Raw genomic sequence first — 20,006 nt, 5'->3', positions numbered from 1 at the left:
CAGAGGAAGGAGAGTAGAGCTGCGACTGCATCGCTACCAGGAAGCGTCGTGAGCAGCGACCGACCGAGCGACCACGAAGACGCGCGGGTCCGACCTGTGGCGGGAGCCGCCGACTCAGGCGGACGGCATGTCCGCGACACCAACCTCAGCTGCAGAAGCATAGCGGTTGTGGGCGCTCGTCGCAGTGAGTCGGATGTATCGCGCAGTCGCCGCGCCGAACGGGGCAGACTTGATCGAGCTGTCATCCGCCCATGTGCCTGAGACGACTGGGGCGAAGTGCACCCCATCCGTGCTCAGCGCGATCGTGTAGCCGGTGATGATGCCAGTGCTGTCCCCGTCCAGCCGCGGCTGGTAGGTCAGTCCGGTCAGGTTGTGCTGGCCACCGGTGTCGATGGTGAGCGAGATGGGAAGCGGATCATGAACCGGGCTGAACCGGGAATGCCAGAGGGTCGTGAGCTTGCCATCGATGGCGTTGCTGGCGGGGTAGCCGCTGTTGGCGCTGCTCGCGGTGGCGGTTTCACTTGAGGTGGGCACGAAATGCGGCCACGGACCGTGTGGCACTGTTGCCGGCGGGGCGCCGCAGCTCGCCCGCAGGTCCGCCCAATCGGCGCGGTCGTTGTAGCTGCCGTCGCCGGCGTCCCCTACCACGAGGCTGAGTACGCTGGCCCCGCTCACATCAACGTTGACATCCCTGGTGACGTTCTGCGTGACCAAACCGCTGTCGAAGAGCTTGCGACCGTCGGCGAACACCTGGAAAACAGCCGTAGCGCCCGCTGTGGTGAATCGGGCGGAATCGTCGATGCCGACAGTCGCGGTCACGCCGGTACAGTTGCCTCCCAGGTAGTACTCGACCTGGGACGGGGAGGCGGTGCCGATCCCCTTGTCATACGTCTTGCCCAGCAGGCTGATCTTCGTGCTGGCGCAGCATTGGGTGTCGAGCTTCGGCACGAGGTACCCGCTGCTTGCGTCCAGCCAGATGTGATCACTCAGGTAGCTCACGCCGGAGGGGGGCGCTGGCGGCACGAGCACGCTGCTCTCCGTGGTCTGCTTCGCCGACGAGCTGTCGCCGCCGGTTTGGCTGCCCGAGCCGCTGTTGCCGCCCGTCTGGTCTCCCGAGCCGTTGTCACCGTAACGGTAGGTGACCGACGCTCGCAGTGGATTGCTGCCGGGCAGGGTGCCTGCGGGTGGCGTGATCGACCAATGGCCGGTATAGCTCCGACCGCTGGCCAGCGTGCCCCCGTTCAGTGGGCCTGAGGGTTGGATGGTCCAACCGGCAGGTCCGGACAGGCGCAGCTCGACGTTCTTCACAGCGGCGCGGCCGTAGTTGGTGAAGGTCACCGAGACAGGCAGCGGTTGGGCGGGAACGGCCAGGCGCAGGTCGGAGCCGGAGTAAGGCGCTGGCGTGGCGGGCGGCGACAGCAGCACCGCGGGCGGGACGGAGTCGCCGTGACCCCTGGAGACTCGGTACAGCACGACGCTGTGACCGGGCACCGACGCAGCTATTGTGCCCGCGGTCTCAGTAGTGGTGTGGTGCCAGAGGTCACGCAGGTCGTAGCGGGACGCATGCTTCACTCCGATCGCCTTGGCGTCCGTGGTGATGGTAATTGGCACTGTGCCGCGGTTGAGCAGGGCAACCGCGCGGTCGCCGTTGGCCAAAGGCCTTACCCAGACCTGGCCGTTGCCCTGGGTGGAGATCGGTTTACCTTGAACGCCGAGCACGTCCTGCGAGACGTCGAGGACCTCATCGTTGGTGAGCATGTCCACGGCGCTCTGCGAAAGGGCTGACACATCGCTGCCGATGATCAGCGGGGCTGCCACGACAGCCCACAGGCTGAACTGCGCCTGCGACTCGTTGCTGGTCATGCCGAGTTCAGGGCCGAGATAGTCGGGGTCGTTCCAGTGTCCGGGGCCCGCCGCCTCCGGATGCGCGGCGTTGTGGTCGAGGTTGCGAAGAACGTCCTTGAACTGGATGTTGCGTACGAAACCGATGTCCGTGTCGGTCCGCCACGAGTTTCCGGTTCTGGGACCGAAGCTGAAGGAGTTGTAGGCGGAGCGATCGTAGGGCGGATAGTTGGGAGTCCAAGGCGAGGTGCCAGGCGGAAAGGGGTTGCAGATGTTGAAGAGCATCGGCCGCCGCGGGGTGTCGTTCAGGATGGCGTCCCGGAACTGACCGTACTGTGTGGCCGGGTCAAGATTCTGCTTGGTACCGCCGCAGTAGTCGACCTTGACGGCGTCGAAACCCCAGGCGGCGAACTGGTTGACGTCTTGCTGGTAATGGCCATAGCTGCCCTGATTGGCCCCACCGCAGCCATCGCTTCCGGCGTCGGTGTAGATCCCGGCCCGCAGGCCGCGGGCATGGATGTAGTCAGCTACGCCCTTCATCCCCTCGGGCCACTGTGTCGCGTCAACGGTGATATTGCCGTTGGCATCGCGGGTACCTGACCACCAGCCGCCATCCAGCCAGACGTATCGATAGCCGGCTGCCTTCAGCCCTCTGCTGACCATCGCATCGGCCTCAGCCCTGATCTTTGCGTCGTTGAAGCTGGAGCCGAGGCCGTAATAGGTGTTCCAGCCCAAATACGGCATCCGGGCCAGCCCGTTGTCCAGAGCCAGCGCCGGCACGGCTCCAGTCACCAGCAGCGCCGGCACCAAACCAAGGCCGAGCGCGGCTGTGACCAGAGAGGAGGCTACCCGGCGCAAGGCCATACGCGACGCGGTCAGCCGTGGCGGGCGGGGTGCGGCGGAGTGGCCCTGCGACACTGTCTTCTCCCGGTCCCCAATGGACAATCTCACTCAATGAAACAAACAGGTCGGAATATGAGAATATCACCTGGCATCACGGGCGTCAACCAGACGCTGCCAGGAACCGCGCCTGACGCGATCTCAGCCGGTGCGAGTTCGCGCGCGTTCGGCTCGCGCCGCCCGATACTGTCCGATCGCGACGGCGGTGATGAGCAGAAGTCCCTGCGCCACATCCTGATAGAACGTCTGAATGCCGAGCAGGTTCATGCCGTCGGTCAAGGTGCCGACCAGGAGAACTGCAAGCATGGTGGCGATCACGCTGCCCTTACCCCCGGTCAGGGCAGCACCGCCCAGCAGCACGGCCGTGATCGCCTGCAGCTCCAAGCCCTGGGTGCCTGAGGCGGGCTCGCCGGCGGTGACTCGGGCGGTGACGACAATGCCGGCGAGTCCGGCCAAAGCCCCGGAGCTGCCGTAGATGGCGATCCTCATCCGGTTCAGGCTGATGCCGGCCAAGCGCGCCGCCGCGGGATTGCCGCCCATCGCGTAAATGGAGCGTCCGAAGTCCGTGTAGCGCAGCATCACCTCCACTGCGGCGGCGACGCCGATCAAAAGCAGGAGCGAAACGGGGATGCCTGGGAACGTGTCGGTATCGAAGATGCGGCCGACGCCGATGTTGATGAAGCCCTCATTGGAAACGCCCACCGGCTTGCCTCCCGGAGCGAGCAGGAAGGCGATCCCGCGAAAAGCCGCGAACGTGGCCAGCGTGGCTATGACCGGGTTCACCCGCAGCACCGTGACGACCAGCCCGTTCGCGACTCCAAAAGCCAGGCCGACCATCAGTCCGGCTGCGACTCCCCCGCCCGCCAGCGACGTGTGCTGGAGGGCGATCGCTGCCGTCACCGAGGCGACGCCGGCGATTGAGCCGACCGAGATGTCAAGAGCGCCCGCGAGGATCACTATCGTCTCGCCAACCGCCACCAGCCCGAGGACCGAGACGTTTTGACCGATGTTGAGCAGATTCCTGGGCAGGAAGAACTTGTCAGTCTGGCTGGCGATGGCGATCACCAGGATGGCGAGTGCGATGATCAGCGATAGGCTCTCGGTGTCAACCCTGGAGAAGACATGACGAACCGCGCCTGGAATCTCAGGTCGCCGAGCTGTACCCCCTGCTTTCACCTCCCGGCTCTCCGGTCCGTTGACGGACATTAGGCGGTCTCGCTTTCGACAGTCAGTTGATCAAGCATGGCCAATTCGAGGACCTTCTCCTCGGTCGCTTCAGCCGCCGACAGCTCACCGGTGATGCGGCCTTTCTGCATCACCAGCACCCGATCCGCAAGGCCCAGGATCTCGGGCAGCTCCGAGGAGATCAGCATGATGCCGATGCCCTCATTTGCGAGTTCGTTGATCAATCTATAGATCTCTGCCTTGGCGCCGACGTCGATGCCCCGCGTGGGCTCGTCCAGGATCAGAACCTTCGGGTGTGCTGCCAGCCATCGCGCCAGTACAACCTTCTGCTGATTGCCACCCGAAAGTTTGGCGACCTGCTGGCCCATGGAGGGAGTCCTGATCCGCAGTCGGTCGACATACTCCCTGACCACCCTCCGCTCCAGAGCCGCACGGATGAACCTCAACCGAGACAACCGCCGAAGGATTGCCAGGGCCACGTTCTCCTGGACGCTGCGGATCAGCACCAACCCGTCGCCCTTTCGGTCCTCCGGCGCCAGTCCAATGCCTGCCGCGATCGCCTGCGAAGGATGCCGGATGTCAACCACTCGGCCATCCACCTCGATGGTGCCGGAGTTACGCCGGTAGTCACCAAACACGACCTTGGCCAGCTCAGTCCGACCGGCCCCAACCAGGCCGGCGAATCCCAGGACCTCGCCTGCCTTGATTTCAAAGCTGATCCCACGATGCCAATCGCTGTTCAAGTCGCGAACCCGCAGCACGACCCGGCTGCTGGCCGAGGGCGTGCGCTCGAGCACCTCGGTCAGGTCCCGGCCGACCATCAGCCTGACGATTTCGCCCTCGCTGGTCTCTTTCACCGGCCGAACGGCTACCAATCTGCCGTCACGCAAGACGGCTATCCGGTCGGCGATTTGCAACATCTCCCGCATGCGGTGGGAGACATAGACGATGGCGACTCCCTCGGAGCGCAGACGGCGCATCAGTACAAAGAGCGACTCAACCTGCTCGTCGGTCAGCGATGAGGTCGGTTCGTCGAGAGCCAGGACCTTCACGCCCGACTTGAGCGCTCGCAGTATCTCGACCAGCTGTCGCTGAGCCGGCGAGAGCTTGTCGCCGTCCGCATGCGCGGGCAGCACCGTGCCGAAACCGTACTCCTTGATTGCCTCCCGCACCTGAGCGTCCAGCCGTCCCCGATCGATGAACGGGCCCCGGCGCGGCAGCTCGCCCGCGTAGATGTTCTCCGCGACGTCAACGCCCGGAATGATTTCAGCCTCCTGGTAGATGACCCGGATCCCCGACTGTCGCGCCTGCCGTGGTGAGGCAAACGTGAGGCGGTGTCCGGCCAGCGTCAGCCAGCCCTGGTCGGGCTGGTAGTCGCCGCTCAGGATCCTGAGAAGCGTTGACTTGCCCGCGCCGTTCTCGCCCATCAGCGCCAACACTTCACCCGGGCGGACTTCGAGTGAAACGTCACTCAAAGCCTGCACGTTGGCGAAGCCTTTGCTGACGTTCTCTATCAGAAGAGCGTCACCGGCTCCAGCTCCGCCTACGGCGGCCCCTGGTGAAGGCGGGCTACTGAGTGCAGACAACCCCGACCTGTTTGTAGTTGTCCTTGTTCACGATGGTGGTCTTGGCAATGGTCTTTTGGGGCAGCTTGGTGCCGTTCTTGACGTTGTCATAAAGCACCTTGGCGGCGGCCTGGCCGACATCCTTGCCTGAGATGTAGAGCGCCGACTTGAAACCACTGGGCTGGCTGGCTGCCCAGGGCTTGCACGCCTCGTAGGCGCCGAGTCCCACGCCGATCACATTGTCGGGCTTGATGCCGGCGTTTTGAAGAGCCAGCAGCGTACCCTTGACGCCCTCGTCGTTGCCCCCGACGACCACCCAGTTGGTGATTTGGGGATGAGCAGTGAGGACGGGACCAGCCGCCTGAAGAGCAGAGTCGGTCTCACCCGAGTAAGGAACTGTGATGAGCTGGTCGGCGGTCATGCCTGCATTCTTGAGCTGCTCTCTTTCGGCAGTGGTGCGGTCTACGATGACGCTCACCGTCGGAGCCTCGACCACAAGCGCGGCCACCTTCTTCGATGAATCCTTCAACCAACCGGCCGTCGCAAGCTCTTTGCCGGCCTCCTGGCCGACTTTGGTACCCATGTCGCGACCGTCAAAGCCGACGAATGGCACTGGAGCGCCAGAGCTGTCGCTGATGGCGTCGTCGGTCGCAACGAGCGGAATCTTGGCGTCCTTCGCGGCGCGAGCTACCGCGGGCCCGATCTTTTGGTCGGGGACGGTGATGCCAATGCCGTTGGCTCCAGCCGCGATGGCGTCATTGACTGTGTTGACCGCCTTGTTGCCGTCCAGCGCCACGTCATAGACCTTGGTGTCTGCGCCGAGCTGCGTGGCCTCAGCCTTGAAGCCGGTGGCCTGATCGATGAAGTATTGCTGGGTGCCACTCTTGTAAATCGCCACCAGCAATGGTTTCTTGCTGCTCGAGGAGCCGCCGCTGCCGCTGCCTCCGCAGGCAAGGAGGACCAGCCCAGCCAGCAAAGCCACGACTCGGAGCTGTGAGCCCCTATCCGGATGTGAATGAATCATCGAAATCCGCCTCCTCCAAGATTGCTCCGTTTCCATTGGTGTGTCTCAGTAGCCGAGATAAGACTCTTGCGGCTTGAGCATACAAGCCGGCAAATGGTAGTGTCAACGTGGCCGTGGAAGCAGACCCGAGGCGCTCGTTGAACGCCACCCGGCAGCCAGTTCAAGCGCCCACCCACCCCAACGCGGTCGCTGCTTCCAGGCCTTCAGTACCCCTTCCGATACTGGAGAGCCGGGTGATCGCGATCGGCCGAGGCCTCGAGCCCGACAGCGTGCAGGCGGTCGCGCAGGCGCTCGTAGCAGGTGGAATCCGGGCGTTTGAGCTCACCCTCAACAGCCAGGACGCTCTCCCAGCCATTGAGGCTCTTCGTCAGCGGTATAGCGAGCCGGAGCTCCTGATCGGCGCCGGCACAGTGCTCGACCGTCAGACGGCAGCTAAGGCAGTCGCCTCCGGCGCGTCGTTCCTGGTGATGCCGCACGTGGATGATGAGCTGATCGCCTGGTGCGCCGACCGCGGCATTCCCGCCTTTCCAGGTGGCTGCACTCCAACCGAAATCATCCAAGCCTGGCGGGCCGGCGCAGCTGCGGTCAAGCTGTTTCCGGCCTCCACGACTGGTACTGACTTCGTGCGCGAGATGAGGGGTCCTCTGCCTGAGATCCCGCTCATCCCAACGGGGGGCGTCACCCTGGAGACTGCGGGGGAGCTGATCGCGGCAGGTGCAGTGGCTGTTGCAATGGGCGGCTGGCTTACTGGGGCTCGCGACCCTGGAGTGATCCGCCGGCGGGCGACCGAGCTCGTGGCGAGCTTGCAGGCGCTGCCCCGCTGATCGGGCGCCGAGATCGCGATCGCCAAGCGGCATCGTCGGCAGGAAAGCGGTGAAAGACCTCGACCTGGTCGTTTGACCACCTGTTCTTGACTCCAGCCGCCGATCCTGCGAGATGCCGACGAATCTAATGTTCCAGTGACACTAGACTCTCGGTGGATGAAGCGCCGTTCCACGCTCGGAGAACCGCCGTCGTCGCGGTACCGGGTTCAGGCAGCCCGTAAGGTACTCGAGTTGCTGGAGGCGCTGGCGGATGGCGACCGGTCAAAATCGCTGGCCGAACTGACCGCTGCGACCGGCGTACCCCGCGCCACCGCCTTCCGCCTGGTCCGCACGCTGGAGGAGATGGGCTACGTGCACAAGTCAGGCAATGGGTACTCGCTGGGCTACAAGTGCTTCATTCTCGGCGCCGCGGCACGAGACAGCGTCGACCTGCCCACGGAGGCGCTGCCGCACTTGGAGTGGCTGCGAGATGTGACCGGCGAAACCACTCAGATCGCGGTGCTTGACGAGTGGCAGGTGGTGTACTTGGAGCGCGTGCTCTCGCGACAGCCGGTGGGGTACATGAAGTCCCGGGCGGGGGCGATCCTCCCCGCCTACTGCACTGGCCTGGGGAAGGCGCAGCTTGCCTTCCGCCCTCGCGAGCTGGTCGGCGCCTGGGCCTCGATGCAGACGTTTCCGCGCCTGACGCCACACACCATCACGACCGCCGCGAGTCTGATGGACGAGCTGGAAAGGATTCGCCGCCGTGGCTACGCCCTGGACGACGAGGAGCGCGAGGCGGGGGTGCGCTGCATCGCCGCGCCGGTTCGCGACCACGACGGTGAGGTGGTGGCGGCCATCAGTGTCGCCGGCCCGAGCGACCGGATGCCTCAGGAGCTGGCGGACAGCGACATGGCCAGTCATGTGCTCTCGGCGGCGGCCAACATCTCGCGCCGGCTCGGTTATCGGGGCGCGCCGCTTGACGAGGCACTACCTGCAGCCGTCGCCGGCAAGTCATGACGGCTGGCCGGCTGGACCGCCAGGTTGCGGTAGTGACCGGCGGCGCCCAGGGAATCGGCCGAGCAATCGTCGAGAAACTTGCCGCTGAAGGCGCCAGGGTGGCGGCGTGGGACCTCTGCCCAGTCTCGCCTGAGGACTACGACGCGCCCACGGACAGCGTTGAATGCTTGCGCTGCGATGTGTCGTCAGAAGCCGATGTGGCGGCGGCCAGTAACGCCACGACCGAACGCCTCGGACGCGTCAGCGTGCTGGTCAACAATGCCGGCCTCAACGCCTACTTCGATGCTGTGCAGATGACGGAAACGGACTGGGATGCCTTCATGGGCGTCGACCTGAAGGGCTCCTGGCTCTGCTGCAAGCACCTCCTACCCGGCATGCAAGGCGGAGGTGGCGTGATAGTCAACATCGCCTCGATCCACGCCTACATGACGACGCCTGGCATGTTTCCGTACGCGGCGGCTAAGTCAGGGCTGCTGGGCCTGACACGCAGTCTGGCGCTCGACTACGGACTGGCTGGAGTCCGAGCTGTGGCGGTTTGTCCAGGCTGGATTCACACTCACCTGGTGGATGAATGGCTCGAGCGACAGGAGAATCCGGAGGCCGCTCTGGCCGCGGTAGTGGCCAGGCATCCGAGGGGAAGGATCGGGGCGCCGGCGGATGTCGCCAACCTGGTCGCCTTCCTGGCCTCCGACGAAGCAAGCTTCATCACAGGCACCGCTCATCTTGTCGATGGCGGCCTGAGCGCGCAGTTCAGCAATTGAGCGGGTACGAGGTTGAGCTTGTCCTCGACGCCCACGCCCAACTGGGTGAGGGTCCGATCTGGGACCATCGCTGCTCACAGCTGATCTGGGTGGACATCCTGGCCGGTGAGGTTCACGGTTTCGACCCACGGACGGCCCGCGACAGCGTTGTCGACGTCGGCAGCCACGTCGGGGCAGCTGCGCTGCGAGCGGAGGGCGGACTCGTGCTGGCAGTCCGGGAGGGCTTCGCCACGCTCGAATCGGGATCCGGAGCGGTTCGGCCGCTCAGCAAGGTTGCCGCCAACGGGAACCGACTGCGCTTCAACGACGGCCGCTGTGACAGCCGGGGCAGGTTCTGGGCGGGCACCATGGCCTATGACGGCAGCCGGGGCGCGGGGAGCCTATACCGGCTCGAGCAAGACCACCGGGTTGCCCCCGTCCTGGCTGGAGTGTCGATCTCGAACGGAATCGGCTGGAGTCCTGACGACCGGACCCTCTACTACATCGACACCCCGACCGGCTGGATCGACGCGTTCGACTACGAAGCCGAGCCAGGTGAGTTGGGAAAGCGCCGGCATCTCGCGCGAGTGGAGGCCGCCGGAGCTGCGCCGGACGGTATGGCGGTTGACGCTGAGGGCTTTCTCTGGGTAGCCCTTTGGGGAGGCTCGGCGGTGCATCGGTATGACCCCGAGGGCCGGTTGGAGCGGATAGTTCGCCTGCCTGTGAGCCAGGTCACGAGCTGTGCCTTTGGCGGCCCCGATCTGGACGAGCTGTACATCACCAGCGCGAGCAGAGGTCTCACAGCCGAGCAGCTCGAGCGGCAGCCGCACGCGGGAGCTCTGTTTCGCCATCGAGCTAGAGCGCAGGGCCGACTCGAGCACATGTACGGCGGTTGACCGGAATGGTCATCAAAGCGATCAGGACAGTCGTCGTCAACGCCGAGATGCGCAACTGGGTCTTCGTCAAGGTTGAAACCGACGAGGCGATCACAGGTTGGGGCGAAGCGTCGCTGGAGTGGCACACCCTCGGGGTGGTGGGGGCCGTCGAGGACCTCGCGCACTTCCTCGTGGGAGAAGATCCGTGCCGGATCGAGCATCTCTATCAGGTGATGACGCGTCAGGGGTTCTGGCGGTCGGGCGTGATTGGGATGAGCGCGATCAGCGGAATCGAGATGGCCTGCTGGGACATCCTCGGCAAGTCTCTCGGGAGGCCTGTCCATCAACTACTGGGAGGCCGCGTCCGCGAGCGCATCCGCATGTACGACCACCTGGGTGGCGGCGAGATGGCGAGCCTCTATCTGAACACGACCATCGACGAGTTCACCGAGCGCGCTCGCCGGAGCATCGCCGATGGCTATACCGCTGTCAAGGTCCTGATAGTGCCGGTCGGCGAGCCGCTCGAACACGCCAGCACCATCCGCCAGGCCGCCAAGCTGATGGAGGCCTTGCGGCTCGCGCTGGGGGAGGAGGTGGACATCATGGTCGACTTCCATGGCCGCACGACCCCCGCGGGTGCGATCCGATACATCGAGGCTTTGACCCCCTTCGCTCCCTACTTCATCGAAGAGCCGTGCCCGCCCGAAAACGTGGCTGGCATGGCCCAGGTGGCGCGGGCTACCTCCGTCCCGATCGCCACCGGGGAAAGGCTTGTAACCAGGTTCCAGTTCAGGGAGCTGTTCGAGAGCGCGGCCTGCGCGGTGGCCCAACCCGACATCTGCCACGCGGGCGGCTTCTGGGAGGTGCGGAAGATCGCCGCCCTGGCGGAGAGCCACTACGTGTCAATCGCCCCTCACAACCCCCTCGGTCCAATTGCGACCGCGGCTGCGGTTCAGCTCGACCTGGTACTGCCTAACTTCCTGATCCAGGAGGCGATCCGCTCTGACGTGCCCTGGCGCGACGAAGTCGTGACCAACTCCCTTCATGCCAGCGGCGGCTACATCGAACCACCCGACCTCCCCGGCCTGGGAGTGGAGGTCGACGAGCAGGCGGCCGCGCTGCACCCCTACCGGCCCGAGAAGCAGATGCGTTACTTCCACCAGGACGGAGCGGTGGCCGACTGGTGACCGTCCCCGGTGAGCCGCCGGCAGTCGTGACCCTCGGCGAGACGATGGTGCTGCTGCACCCGGCAGACCCGAAAGTGGCACTGGCACAGGCGCGACTTCTGACCATGGACACGGCCGGCGCGGACTCCAACTTCGCCATCGCGATGGGTCGACTTGGCGTCCGCTCGGGCTGGATCAGTCGGGTCGGAGCTGACCCGCTAGGTGACTTCGTCCTCGCCGCGATCGGTGGTGAGGGGGTTGACGTGTCGCAGGTGAAGCGGGATCCTCACCCGACCGGCGTCTTCTTCAAGCACCGGGATCCGGCGAGCAGAACCACGCAGGTGCTGTATTACCGCCAGGGCTCTGCGGCGAGCCATCTGACACCTGACGACCTGGACCCGAAGTATTTCGCTGGAGCCGGGCTGGTGCACCTGAACGGGATGACCTGTGCGCTGAGCGCCAGCTGCGCCGCTGCTGCCGTGAGGGCGTTCGAGCTGGCGCCGCCCGGCTCCATTCGTTCTCTCGACTTGAACCTCCGACTTCAACTTTGGGATGTCGCGCGTGCGCGTGAGGCGCTGAGCCCGCTGATCCGCAGAGCGCATGTGCTGCTCGGGACTGTGGAAGAGTTCGAAGCCTTCTTTGAGCCGGAGGTCGCGGGCGAAGCGATCGTCGCGGCCGCGGCGATGGGCCCCACGACAGTGGTCGCCAAGCGAGGACCACGGGGGGCGATCGGCCTGATCGGCGGTGTCCCAGTCAGCCACCCCGGGTTCCTGCCACCGAAGGTGGTTGACGAGGTAGGCGCCGGCGACGGCTTCGATGCAGGCTTCCTGGCGGCGCTTCTTGAGCGGTGTCCGCCGCAGATGGCCCTCCGTTGGGCCAACCTGGTAGGCGCGTCCTCGGTGAGCGTCCCGGGGGACATTCAGGGCTACCCGACCAGGGTGCAACTGGAGGATCGACTTTCCACATGGCCCGAAAACGAAGCCCTCACTCCGTGAGGTTGACAGCGCCTGCGTGAGCCCGACCGAGCTATAAGAGGGCGCTGAATCGTGCTGACCACGCCCTGGCTTTTGGGAATGAGCGCCAGGGTATACTCGCCCAGCAATATCACTCAGGTGTTGATAGGAGACCACACATGGCTGTATCGATTTCTCCCGGTTTCCGGCAACTCCTGCGCGAAAAGGCGTATTGCGAGATAGCAACGCTGATGCCGGATGGTTGGCCCCAACTCACCCAGGTTTGGGTCGATACCGACGGCGAACACATTCTGGTCAACACTTCCGAGGACCGTCAGAAAGTGCGAAATATCCGCCGCGATCCCCGGGTGGCCGTCAATGTCGTCGATCCAACCAATGCCTGGCGGATTGCGTCAGTGCGCGGCAAGGTCGTCGACGTGACAACGGAGGGCGCGGACGAGCTCATCGACAACCTTGCCTACAAATACATCGGCCGGGAGAAATACCCGTATCGACGACCGGGCGAAGTCCGCGTGATCCTGAAGATTGCGCCTGAAAAGATCAACGCCCAGGGACTGGACGACTCCGCCTGACTTTGGCGAGGGCGGCACCGCCTACCGCCACCAGTCCTCCCCGCGTTCGAGATAGGCAAGCAACATGCCATGCCGGACGCCCTCATGGCTCACGTGCAAATGCTTGAGCTGGTAGCGGTCCAAGAGAAGCAGTAGAACCTCCACCCCAGCCCGCAGGGCGATGACCCGGGAAGCTGGCAGACCCAGCTCGCCGGCCAGTTGAGCCGCCGGTTCAGCGTCGAGCCGCAGGCGAGCCTCTGCGATGTCAGCCACTGAGAGCTTGACGGCCGGATCCCGGCTGTCCAGGACCAGCGGTAGGTTGGACGCCGTCCCGCCGGTCATGACCAGACGCTCCGGTCGGAACACAGGAGCCCCGCCGGCCAGCGTCTGCGCGGCGTCTCGGCGCAGCTGGTCCCGCTCGTCTGACTGGGGCGGGTCCGCCAGATACCGGCTGGCCAGCATGCCGGTACCCACTGGGAGGGAGACCCAAGCCAGCATGTCGCGGTTCTTGGCCCTGACCAGCTCGGTGCTCCCGCCGCCCATGTCACCCATCAGCCACTCCCCCCCGCTCGCGTGCGCGCTGGCAACGCCCTGGAAGCTGAGCTGCGCCTCTCGCTCAGAAGTGATGAGCCTGACCGGCACGCCGGTTTCGGCAGCGGCTCGGGCCAGGAAAGCGTCGCGATCGCGCGCCTGCCTGACCGCCTCGGTGGCGCCGGCTACCAGGTGCTGGTAGTCGTGCCGGGAGGCTTGCTTCAACACGCTCTTGAGATCGGCGATCGCCTCTGCCGTCTTGGCCTTGCCGATCTCGCCGGTCTTGGCGACCGCGGTGCCCAGCGAGGGCATCGCCACCTCGTGCGCGACCTCCTGCAACCTGCCGTTGACGATGTCGCAGACCAGCGCGTGAATCGTGTTGCTTCCGATGTCGACCGCGGCCAGGCGCTGCATTCATGTAGATAGTGCCTGGAAGCTGGCTTCCTGGGAGAGGGATAGGGCTGGCGCAGGTCCTAACATCGACTCGTGACGACCCGGCACGAAGCTTCTGAGACGCGCGTCGAGCGCGACTCCATGGGCGAGATGGAGGTACCGGCCGAGGCTCTTTACGGTGCCTCCACCCAGCGCGCGGTTCTCAACTTTCCCATCTCGGGTCAGCGTTTTCCGCGCCGCTTCATACGCGCCCTGGCGCAGATCAAGCAGGCCGCCGCCGAGGTCAACGCTGAGCTGGGGTTGCTGGATCTCGACAAAGCGGCAGCCATCGCGTCGGCCGCGGCGGAGGTCGCCGAAGGTCGCTGGGACGATCAATTCCCGATCGACATCTATCAGACCGGTTCCGGCACCTCCACCAACGTCAACGCCAACGAGGTGATCGCGCACCTGGCCACGCAGCGACTGCGCGACGGCCGCCGGGTGCATCCCAACGACGACGTCAACATCTGCCAGAGCTCGAACGACACGATTCCAACGGCGATGCAGCTTGCCGGCGCTGTGGCCATCGAAGAGCATCTGCTATCGGGGCTGACGCGACTGGAAGTGGCGCTTCGGCAGAAATCGGAGGAGTTCTGGCCGATCGTGAAGACAGGTCGCACGCACCTCCAGGACGCCACTCCAATCCGGCTTGGCCAGGAGTTCTCAGGCTATGCCGGCCAGATGCAGGAGTCGGTGAGAAGGGCGCGCGCGGGTCAGAGTGACCTGCTCAACGTCCCCCTTGGCGGCACTGCCGTGGGCACCGGGATCAACGCCCATCCCGAGTATGCCCGGCGCGCCTGCGAGCGGCTTTCCGCGATGACCGGCGTCACAGTCCGCGAGGCCGGTAACCACTTCCACGCCCAGGCGACGCTGGACGCCGTGGTCAGCGCCCACGGGGCGCTCAGATCGGTAGCCCTCAGCCTCTGGAAGATCGGCTCGGACGTCCGGCTGCTGGGCATGGGGCCGAGGGCTGGCCTGGCTGAACTCTCACTGCCCGAAACTCAGCCGGGCTCCAGCATCATGCCGGGGAAGGTCAACCCTGTAATCATCGAGTCGCTGACAATGGTGGTCGCGCGGGTGCTGGGCAATGACACCACAGTCGCCTTCGCCCAAACCGGCAGCTTCCTGGAGCTGAACGTGATGATGCCCGTCACCGCGGTCGCTCTGCTGGAGTCAATCGAACTGCTTGGCAGCGCAGCCGCCAACTTTGCGGAACGCTGCGTGGAGGGTTTGCGGGCGACCGAACGAGGGCCGCAGCTGGTCGAACAGGGGTTGATGCTGGCGACAGCGCTGGCACCGGTGATCGGCTACGACGAGGCGGCCCGGCTGGCCAAGGAAGCCTTGAAGAGCGGCCGCACAATCCGGGAGCTGGGTCGTGAACGCGGCCTCAGCGAGCAGCAGCTGGAGGAGCTGCTCAGGCCTGAGCGGATGACCGAGCCGGGCCTCGGCGCGGCTCCGGGCGGCGGCTGAAGACGCAGAGGCCTGAAAGCGTTGCTCAATTCCGCTTCTCGAAGAGGATGAGCGTCCGCCGGTCGGCGGTCTCGTGCTGACCCGTCTCCTGGAAGCCGCAGTGATGCAGCAGCCGCCTGGCAACCTGCAGGCGGGTGTCCACCTGAGCCCATGACCTGGGGAGGGCGGCGCGACGGGCGCGGCCGAGACAGTGCTCCACGAGCACGCGGCCGAAACCGCGATTGCGCACGTCAGGGTGGACAACCAGGTTGTCGATGTGGCAGGAGCCGGAAGGAAAGCCGCATCTGATGGCGCCCACCAGCCGGTTCTCGTAAGTGAGACGGAACACCTCCAGGCCGCCTCGGAACCAGGCGGCAACGTCCTCGCTGCTCGGCGTGGCCCGCGCGCGCTCCTCCTCGCTGAGCACGTCGGCCGGCTCGGCCCAGGCGGCTTCGTAAAGCACAGCCAACTGTCGCAGATCGGCTGATACCGCATTGGCTACGCGGGGCGGAGGAGGTCTTAAAAAGCGCACGAGTCCTTTCCTGCTAGCGTATCGGCCCGCATGGAGCTGATTCGAACGGCCGCCGAGCTCTTCCAAAGAGGTCGCATGTACGATGCTCTGGAGGCGGCCCAGGCGGCCTGTGAGCGCTCGCCCAAAGACCCACAGGCGTGGCGGTTTCTGGCCAGGGTGGCGCGACACTGCAACCTCCCAGCGGCGGGCGCAGACGCCCACCAGCGTGCCGCAAAGCTCGATCCCACGCTCCGCCCTCCTTTCCGCCTGAGCCCTGTGCAGTTTCGGCTACTGCTGGCCGAGATCGCCCCAGAGGAGGAGATTCAGGTTCGGCCCCTGCCTTCGCCGGGGCAGATCCGGGCCGGGCTGCTGCCTGACGCGGAGGTGGCGCGTGATCCCGGCAGCGGCCGGGTCACACTTTTCCAGGACAATCTGGAAGAGGGTAGCTTCTCACTAGCGGAACTTCTCGAGCACGTAGCCAGGAACTTGACGGAGGTGAAGCGATGATGCAGGTGGGCACGGAAATGCGGCGCCAAATGGAGAGCGCTCGATCCCATCTGCTGCGGCTCAGCCACCGGGTCCACGCGGCCCGCGAGATCCGCTTCGAGGAGCGTCAGTCCGCCGAGATGGTGGCCGATCAACTGGCCGAAGGCGGCTTCGCGGTTGACAAGGGCGTCTGCGATCTGGAAACCGCCTTCGTCGCCACGGCGGGCAGCGGTTCTCTGACCATCGGCATCTGCGCGGAGTACGACGCACTGCCCGGCATCGGTCACGCCTGTGGGCACAACATCATCGCTTCCAGCGCAGTCGGCGCCGGGCTGGCGCTTGCCGGGGTGGCGGACGATCTGGATCTGACAGTGCGGGTGCTCGGCACGCCGGCCGAGGAGAGCGGCGGCGGCAAGATCCTCATGCTGGAGCGGGGAGCTTTCGACGGCGTTCACGCCGCGATGATGGTCCATCCCTCACCGGAAGAGAGGATTTACATGGACTGCCTGGCGGTTTCGCACTTCCGCGTGGCTTATACGGGGAAGGAGGCCCACGCTTCGGCCTACCCGGAGCGGGGCGTGAATGCTGGCGACGCGCTGACAGTGGCGCAGGTGGCGATCGGTCTGCTTCGTCAGCACTTCAACCCGAGTGATCAGGTGCACGGCATAGTGACCGACGGTGGCCTGGCGCCCAACATAGTCCCCGCGCTCTGTGAGGGCCGTTTCTACGCTCGAGCTGTCGATCTGCAGGCCTTGGACCGGCTGCGGGCCCGCATCGACAAGTGTTTCCAGGCGGGTGCTCTGGCGACCGGCTGTGCGCTGGTGGAGGAAGACGAGAGCCCGCCGTATTCCGAATTCCGGCCTGACGTGGAGATCGCCGAGATCTATCAGCGAAACGCCGTCGCGGTCGGTCGCAGATTCGAGGAGCTGCCGCCCAGGCGCGGCGGTTCGACCGACATGGCCAACATCTCTCTGGCCATGCCGACGATTCATCCCATGCTCGCCATCGAGTCCAAGGGGGCCAGCAATCACCAACCGGAGTTCACCGCAGCCTGCGTGACGGAGTCGGCAGACCGCGCGGTGGTGGAGGGGGCGCTAGCGATGGCCTTGACAGTGGCTGAGCTCGCGACGACTGACAGCGTGCGGCAGCGGCTTGTCGCCGGCTCGACCAAGTACTCCCAGTAGCACCGGGTTGCCCTAGAAGTCGCGTCGCACCCCAGACTGGGAGCGGCGGCAGGGCTGAGCGAGCGCCAAACCGCGTATACGCTGCGAAGATGGAGAGCCAAAGTCACGATCTGAGGCAATCGCTTGCCTCCCTGCACGAGAGCCTGGAACGCTTCTTCACGCCCATCGTGATCATCGCCGCGCTGGCCTCGGTGCCTCTCACAGTGCTGGAGGAGAAGGGTGGGCTGGGAGCTGACCTGGGCGGTGCTGACTGGCTCATCTGGGGAGTGTTTGCGGTCGAGTTCGTTTGCCTGCTCGCGACAGCGCCCGACAGGCGCCGATTTATGAGGGGCCACTGGTTGAGCCTGCTGATAGTGGTGCTCTCCTGCCCGCTGCTGCCGGCGCTGGGTGGCCTGCTGCGGCTGGGCCGCCTCGTGCGCATCGTGCGGCTGTTCCGGCTGGTGAGGATGGTCGGGCTGCTCTCGGTAGCCCTTCCAGCTCTGGGGCGCGTACTGGGTCGCAGCGGTCTCCTTCATCTGGCTTCGCTCACGGTGGTGCTGATCTTCGGCGGTGGGGCCTTGATGAGCATCCTGGAGCCGGGCACTGTGAAGGGGGACTTCTGGTCCGGCGTCTGGTGGGCGATAGTGACCACCACGACCGTCGGCTACGGGGACATCGCGCCCACCTCGCTGGCCGGGCGGTTGGTGGCGACTGTGCTGATGTTCACAGGCATCGGTCTAACCGCGACGCTGGCCGCCTCAGTCGCAGCTCATTTCGTTGGTCAGGAGCAGGGCGCGGAGCAGAAGCAACTGGAGGCGCGCCTGGAGCACATGGAAGCTCTCTTGGAACAGCTCAATCAACAGCGACACGGCACTGACGAGCGCCCAACCAAGCCCTAGGCACGCGGCCGACAAGCCTCAACGGATCGCCGAGGTTTCCGACTGCGGCCCCTAGCGCTTATGGTTGTATCACTATCGCGGCGCAACGTAGGGGAGGTAGAGGTGGATGAGCAGCGCCGATTCTGAGCCCCGGGAAAACCCAGGTAATGACGATCTCATTGAGGACGCGCTGGCAACCGACCGCTTGCTTCCCGGCGAAGAGGGCAACCTCGCCAGTACGCATCCTGACGACGCGCAACACTGGCGCGACGTGTATGTGCAGCTGGTGGAGTTCAAGCAGGGCCTGCTGGAGGAGTTGGAGCAACAGGTCGGCAAGGTCGCCCCGGCGGGTCAGCCGGAACTGCAGCGCGACCGCGCCATCATGGAGCGGGAAGCGGGACGGCTGACCCGCCGCCTGGACTACTGGCAGCACCGCCTGGACGATCTGACCCGCCGGGCCGGCTGAATCTCAACGGCGGAAGATGGCCGCCCGCATCAGGCCTCTGCGCGGACAGCCCCAGCGGCTGGCTAAACCATCGGGAGCGGCTTACGTGGCCATTTGGTCTTTCAGCGTTGCGCTCCGAGTGCTCACAGCCCTGCTAGACTTGGTGGGCAGGCGACTCGCGCCCAGGCATGGAAATGGCTTTCACATCAGAGTTCAGGAGGTAGGCGGATTTGCTTCATTTCATAGGGTTCATCATCATCGGCGGCATCGCCGGATGGCTGGCCGGAAAGGTCATGAGCGGTAGAGGGTACGGACCCCTGCTGGACATCCTGCTGGGGATTGTCGGCGGTATCGTCGGCGGCTGGATCCTGAGCATCATCACCAACACGCTCAACACCGACACCCCCTCGGGCCTCATAGTCGATTTCATAGTCGCCTTCATCGGCGCGTGCATCCTGGTGGCGGTCATCCACCTGGTCAAGCGAGAACCCATCCGCTCCTAGCGGTCAGTGCTGCTGCCGGCCGGCCCTCGTTGCGGGGTGGGCCGGCAGCCTCGCCAGCTCCCGCGCCACGCTGAAGGTGGCTTTTGGGTAGCGGGGCTTCAGGTCCCGCATAGTCTCAAGCAGCACACTGCTGATGACGTAGTTCCGGAACCACTTTCGATCGGCCGGCACCACGTACCAAAGGGCCTCGGGAATCGAGCAGCGGCTGAGCGCCGCATCGTAGGCAACCATGTACTCATCCCACTGGGCGCGCTTGTCGACGTCGGCCGGCGAGTACTTCCAGTGCTTCGTGGGATCCTCCAACCGCGCCACCAGCCGCTTGCGCTGCTCCTCGGCTGAGATGAGCAGGCAGAATTTGAGAACAGTGGTTCCTGACCCGACCAGGTTTGCCTCGAAGCGGTTGATGCGGCCATAGCGACCCTCGATCACATCTGGCGGCGCCAGCCCATCTACCTTGACGACCAGAACGTCCTCGTAATGAGAGCGGTTGAAGATGCCGATCAATCCGGGTCCCGGCAACGCCCGCCGGATGCGCCAGAGAAAGTCGTGGCGCAGTTCTTCGGGAGTCGGCGCTTTGAAGGAGGTCACCGACACGCCCTGCGGGTTGATGCCGGCCATGACATGGCTGATGGTGCCGTCCTTGCCCGAGGTGTCCATTCCCTGGAGCACCACCAATACGGAGCGTGAGCGCTCTGCGTAGAACGGCTCCTGCAGTGCGGATAGTTCGCTTCGGATCCCGTCGACTTCCCTCAGGGCACGTTTCTTCGACACCCCGAACGTCTCGGCGGGATCGAAAGCGGAAGTAGTGACGCCGGCATCGCCGGCCCTCAAACGGACCAGGTCTCGGACCCCTTGATCTGCCATCGTCACTCCGCCAGTACGCAATGGCTTGGCGGCGCTTCAACGTTCGGCATCTGGCTTGCCCTCGCTAACATGTCCCCAAACAGAGCCGGAGCGATCATA

General features: G+C 65.1%; 20 protein-coding genes and 1 pseudogene. 13 read left to right on the top strand and 8 right to left on the bottom strand.

All coding sequences use genetic code 11. The features are described from left to right. Nucleotides 1-114: 114 nt before the first annotated feature. The 5 genes and pseudogenes from ACR2MZ_RS01760 to ACR2MZ_RS01740 all read right to left on the bottom strand — a co-directional run bounded on the left by ACR2MZ_RS01760 (nt 115) and on the right by ACR2MZ_RS01740 (nt 6,516). A complete protein-coding gene (locus ACR2MZ_RS01760; RefSeq protein ID WP_434003391.1) occupies nt 115-2,706 on the bottom strand; it encodes an NPCBM/NEW2 domain-containing protein in 2,592 nt (863 codons plus the stop codon). Nucleotides 2,707-2,883: 177 nt separating this feature from the next. Beyond that, nucleotides 2,884-3,918, bottom strand: a complete 1,035-nt coding sequence (locus ACR2MZ_RS01755; protein WP_434003358.1) for an ABC transporter permease — start codon at nt 3,916-3,918, stop codon at nt 2,884-2,886. Nucleotides 3,919-3,947: 29 nt separating this feature from the next. Beyond that, nucleotides 3,948-4,979: a sugar ABC transporter ATP-binding protein gene (locus ACR2MZ_RS01750; RefSeq protein ID WP_434003390.1), complete on the bottom strand. Its 1,032-nt coding sequence runs from the start codon at nt 4,977-4,979 to the stop codon at nt 3,948-3,950. Between the two features lie 27 nt (nt 4,980-5,006). Next, nucleotides 5,007-5,390 (bottom strand): annotated as a pseudogene (locus tag ACR2MZ_RS01745) (ATP-binding cassette domain-containing protein); the annotation flags it as partial. Nucleotides 5,391-5,496: 106 nt separating this feature from the next. After that, nucleotides 5,497-6,516 (bottom strand): substrate-binding domain-containing protein, encoded by a 1,020-nt coding sequence (locus ACR2MZ_RS01740; RefSeq protein WP_434003357.1) that lies wholly within the window; start codon nt 6,514-6,516, stop codon nt 5,497-5,499. Between the two features lie 107 nt (nt 6,517-6,623). Here ACR2MZ_RS01740 and ACR2MZ_RS01735 point away from each other — a divergent pair, with 107 nt between their 5' ends. The 7 genes from ACR2MZ_RS01735 to ACR2MZ_RS01705 all read left to right on the top strand — a co-directional run bounded on the left by ACR2MZ_RS01735 (nt 6,624) and on the right by ACR2MZ_RS01705 (nt 12,666). Continuing rightward, the gene (locus tag ACR2MZ_RS01735) at nt 6,624-7,340 is read left to right on the top strand and encodes a bifunctional 4-hydroxy-2-oxoglutarate aldolase/2-dehydro-3-deoxy-phosphogluconate aldolase (RefSeq protein ID WP_434003356.1); all 717 of its coding nucleotides are present in this window, start codon (nt 6,624-6,626) and stop codon (nt 7,338-7,340) included. 156 nt (nt 7,341-7,496) lie between these two features. Further along, complete coding sequence (locus ACR2MZ_RS01730) at nt 7,497-8,339, top strand: IclR family transcriptional regulator (RefSeq protein ID WP_434003355.1); 843 nt, start codon at nt 7,497-7,499, stop codon at nt 8,337-8,339. Beyond that, entirely contained in the window at nt 8,336-9,100 is a 765-nt protein-coding gene (locus ACR2MZ_RS01725; RefSeq protein ID WP_434003354.1) for an SDR family NAD(P)-dependent oxidoreductase, read from the top strand. Before ACR2MZ_RS01730 ends, ACR2MZ_RS01725 begins: the two co-directional genes overlap by 4 nt. Continuing rightward, nucleotides 9,097-9,975 (top strand): SMP-30/gluconolactonase/LRE family protein, encoded by an 879-nt coding sequence (locus ACR2MZ_RS01720; protein ID WP_434003353.1) that lies wholly within the window; start codon nt 9,097-9,099, stop codon nt 9,973-9,975. Before ACR2MZ_RS01725 ends, ACR2MZ_RS01720 begins: the two co-directional genes overlap by 4 nt. Before the next feature lie 5 nt (nt 9,976-9,980). Then, a complete protein-coding gene (dgoD, locus tag ACR2MZ_RS01715; RefSeq protein ID WP_434003352.1) occupies nt 9,981-11,141 on the top strand; it encodes a galactonate dehydratase in 1,161 nt (386 codons plus the stop codon). Continuing rightward, nucleotides 11,138-12,115, top strand: a complete 978-nt coding sequence (locus tag ACR2MZ_RS01710) for a sugar kinase (protein ID WP_434003351.1) — start codon at nt 11,138-11,140, stop codon at nt 12,113-12,115. Before dgoD ends, ACR2MZ_RS01710 begins: the two co-directional genes overlap by 4 nt. Before the next feature lie 137 nt (nt 12,116-12,252). Next, nucleotides 12,253-12,666 (top strand): PPOX class F420-dependent oxidoreductase, encoded by a 414-nt coding sequence (locus ACR2MZ_RS01705; RefSeq protein ID WP_434003350.1) that lies wholly within the window; start codon nt 12,253-12,255, stop codon nt 12,664-12,666. A 21-nt stretch (nt 12,667-12,687) separates the two neighbouring features. Here ACR2MZ_RS01705 and ACR2MZ_RS01700 read toward each other — a convergent pair whose 3' ends face one another. Beyond that, on the bottom strand, nt 12,688-13,590 hold the full coding sequence (locus ACR2MZ_RS01700) for a Ppx/GppA family phosphatase (protein WP_434003349.1): 903 nt from the start codon (nt 13,588-13,590) through the stop codon (nt 12,688-12,690). A 72-nt stretch (nt 13,591-13,662) separates the two neighbouring features. Here ACR2MZ_RS01700 and ACR2MZ_RS01695 point away from each other — a divergent pair, with 72 nt between their 5' ends. After that, the gene (locus tag ACR2MZ_RS01695; protein WP_434003348.1) at nt 13,663-15,078 is read left to right on the top strand and encodes a class II fumarate hydratase; all 1,416 of its coding nucleotides are present in this window, start codon (nt 13,663-13,665) and stop codon (nt 15,076-15,078) included. A gap of 25 nt (nt 15,079-15,103) precedes the next feature. On the opposite strand, the gene ACR2MZ_RS01690 is transcribed toward ACR2MZ_RS01695, so the two are convergent. After that, the gene (locus tag ACR2MZ_RS01690) at nt 15,104-15,520 is read right to left on the bottom strand and encodes a GNAT family N-acetyltransferase (RefSeq protein ID WP_475392953.1); all 417 of its coding nucleotides are present in this window, start codon (nt 15,518-15,520) and stop codon (nt 15,104-15,106) included. A 99-nt stretch (nt 15,521-15,619) separates the two neighbouring features. On the opposite strand from ACR2MZ_RS01690, the gene ACR2MZ_RS01685 reads away from it, so the two are divergent. From ACR2MZ_RS01685 to ACR2MZ_RS01665, 5 genes are all read left to right on the top strand, one after another. Then, nucleotides 15,620-16,075 (top strand): tetratricopeptide repeat protein, encoded by a 456-nt coding sequence (locus tag ACR2MZ_RS01685; protein WP_434003346.1) that lies wholly within the window; start codon nt 15,620-15,622, stop codon nt 16,073-16,075. Between the two features lie 29 nt (nt 16,076-16,104). Continuing rightward, nucleotides 16,105-17,238, top strand: coding sequence for a M20 family metallopeptidase (locus tag ACR2MZ_RS01680; protein WP_434003345.1), 1,134 nt, complete (start codon nt 16,105-16,107; stop codon nt 17,236-17,238). Nucleotides 17,239-17,327: 89 nt separating this feature from the next. Then, complete coding sequence (locus ACR2MZ_RS01675) at nt 17,328-18,116, top strand: potassium channel family protein (protein WP_434003344.1); 789 nt, start codon at nt 17,328-17,330, stop codon at nt 18,114-18,116. A gap of 106 nt (nt 18,117-18,222) precedes the next feature. Next, nucleotides 18,223-18,561, top strand: coding sequence for a hypothetical protein (locus ACR2MZ_RS01670; RefSeq protein ID WP_434003343.1), 339 nt, complete (start codon nt 18,223-18,225; stop codon nt 18,559-18,561). Between the two features lie 209 nt (nt 18,562-18,770). Then, on the top strand, nt 18,771-19,043 hold the full coding sequence (locus ACR2MZ_RS01665) for a GlsB/YeaQ/YmgE family stress response membrane protein (RefSeq protein WP_434003342.1): 273 nt from the start codon (nt 18,771-18,773) through the stop codon (nt 19,041-19,043). Nucleotides 19,044-19,046: 3 nt separating this feature from the next. Here the strand turns inward: ACR2MZ_RS01665 and ACR2MZ_RS01660 are convergent, their stop codons facing one another. Next, nucleotides 19,047-19,907 (bottom strand): PPK2 family polyphosphate kinase, encoded by an 861-nt coding sequence (locus tag ACR2MZ_RS01660; protein WP_434003341.1) that lies wholly within the window; start codon nt 19,905-19,907, stop codon nt 19,047-19,049. Between the last annotated feature and the right edge of the window lie 99 nt (nt 19,908-20,006).

Origin of the sequence: Candidatus Dormiibacter sp., assembly GCF_050999135.1 — a bacterium.
Lineage (GTDB): Bacteria > Chloroflexota > Dormibacteria > Dormibacterales > Dormibacteraceae > Dormiibacter > Dormiibacter spiritus.
The sequence above is the reverse complement of the archived record's forward strand: the minus strand, read 5'-3'. Positions and strand labels throughout refer to the sequence as shown.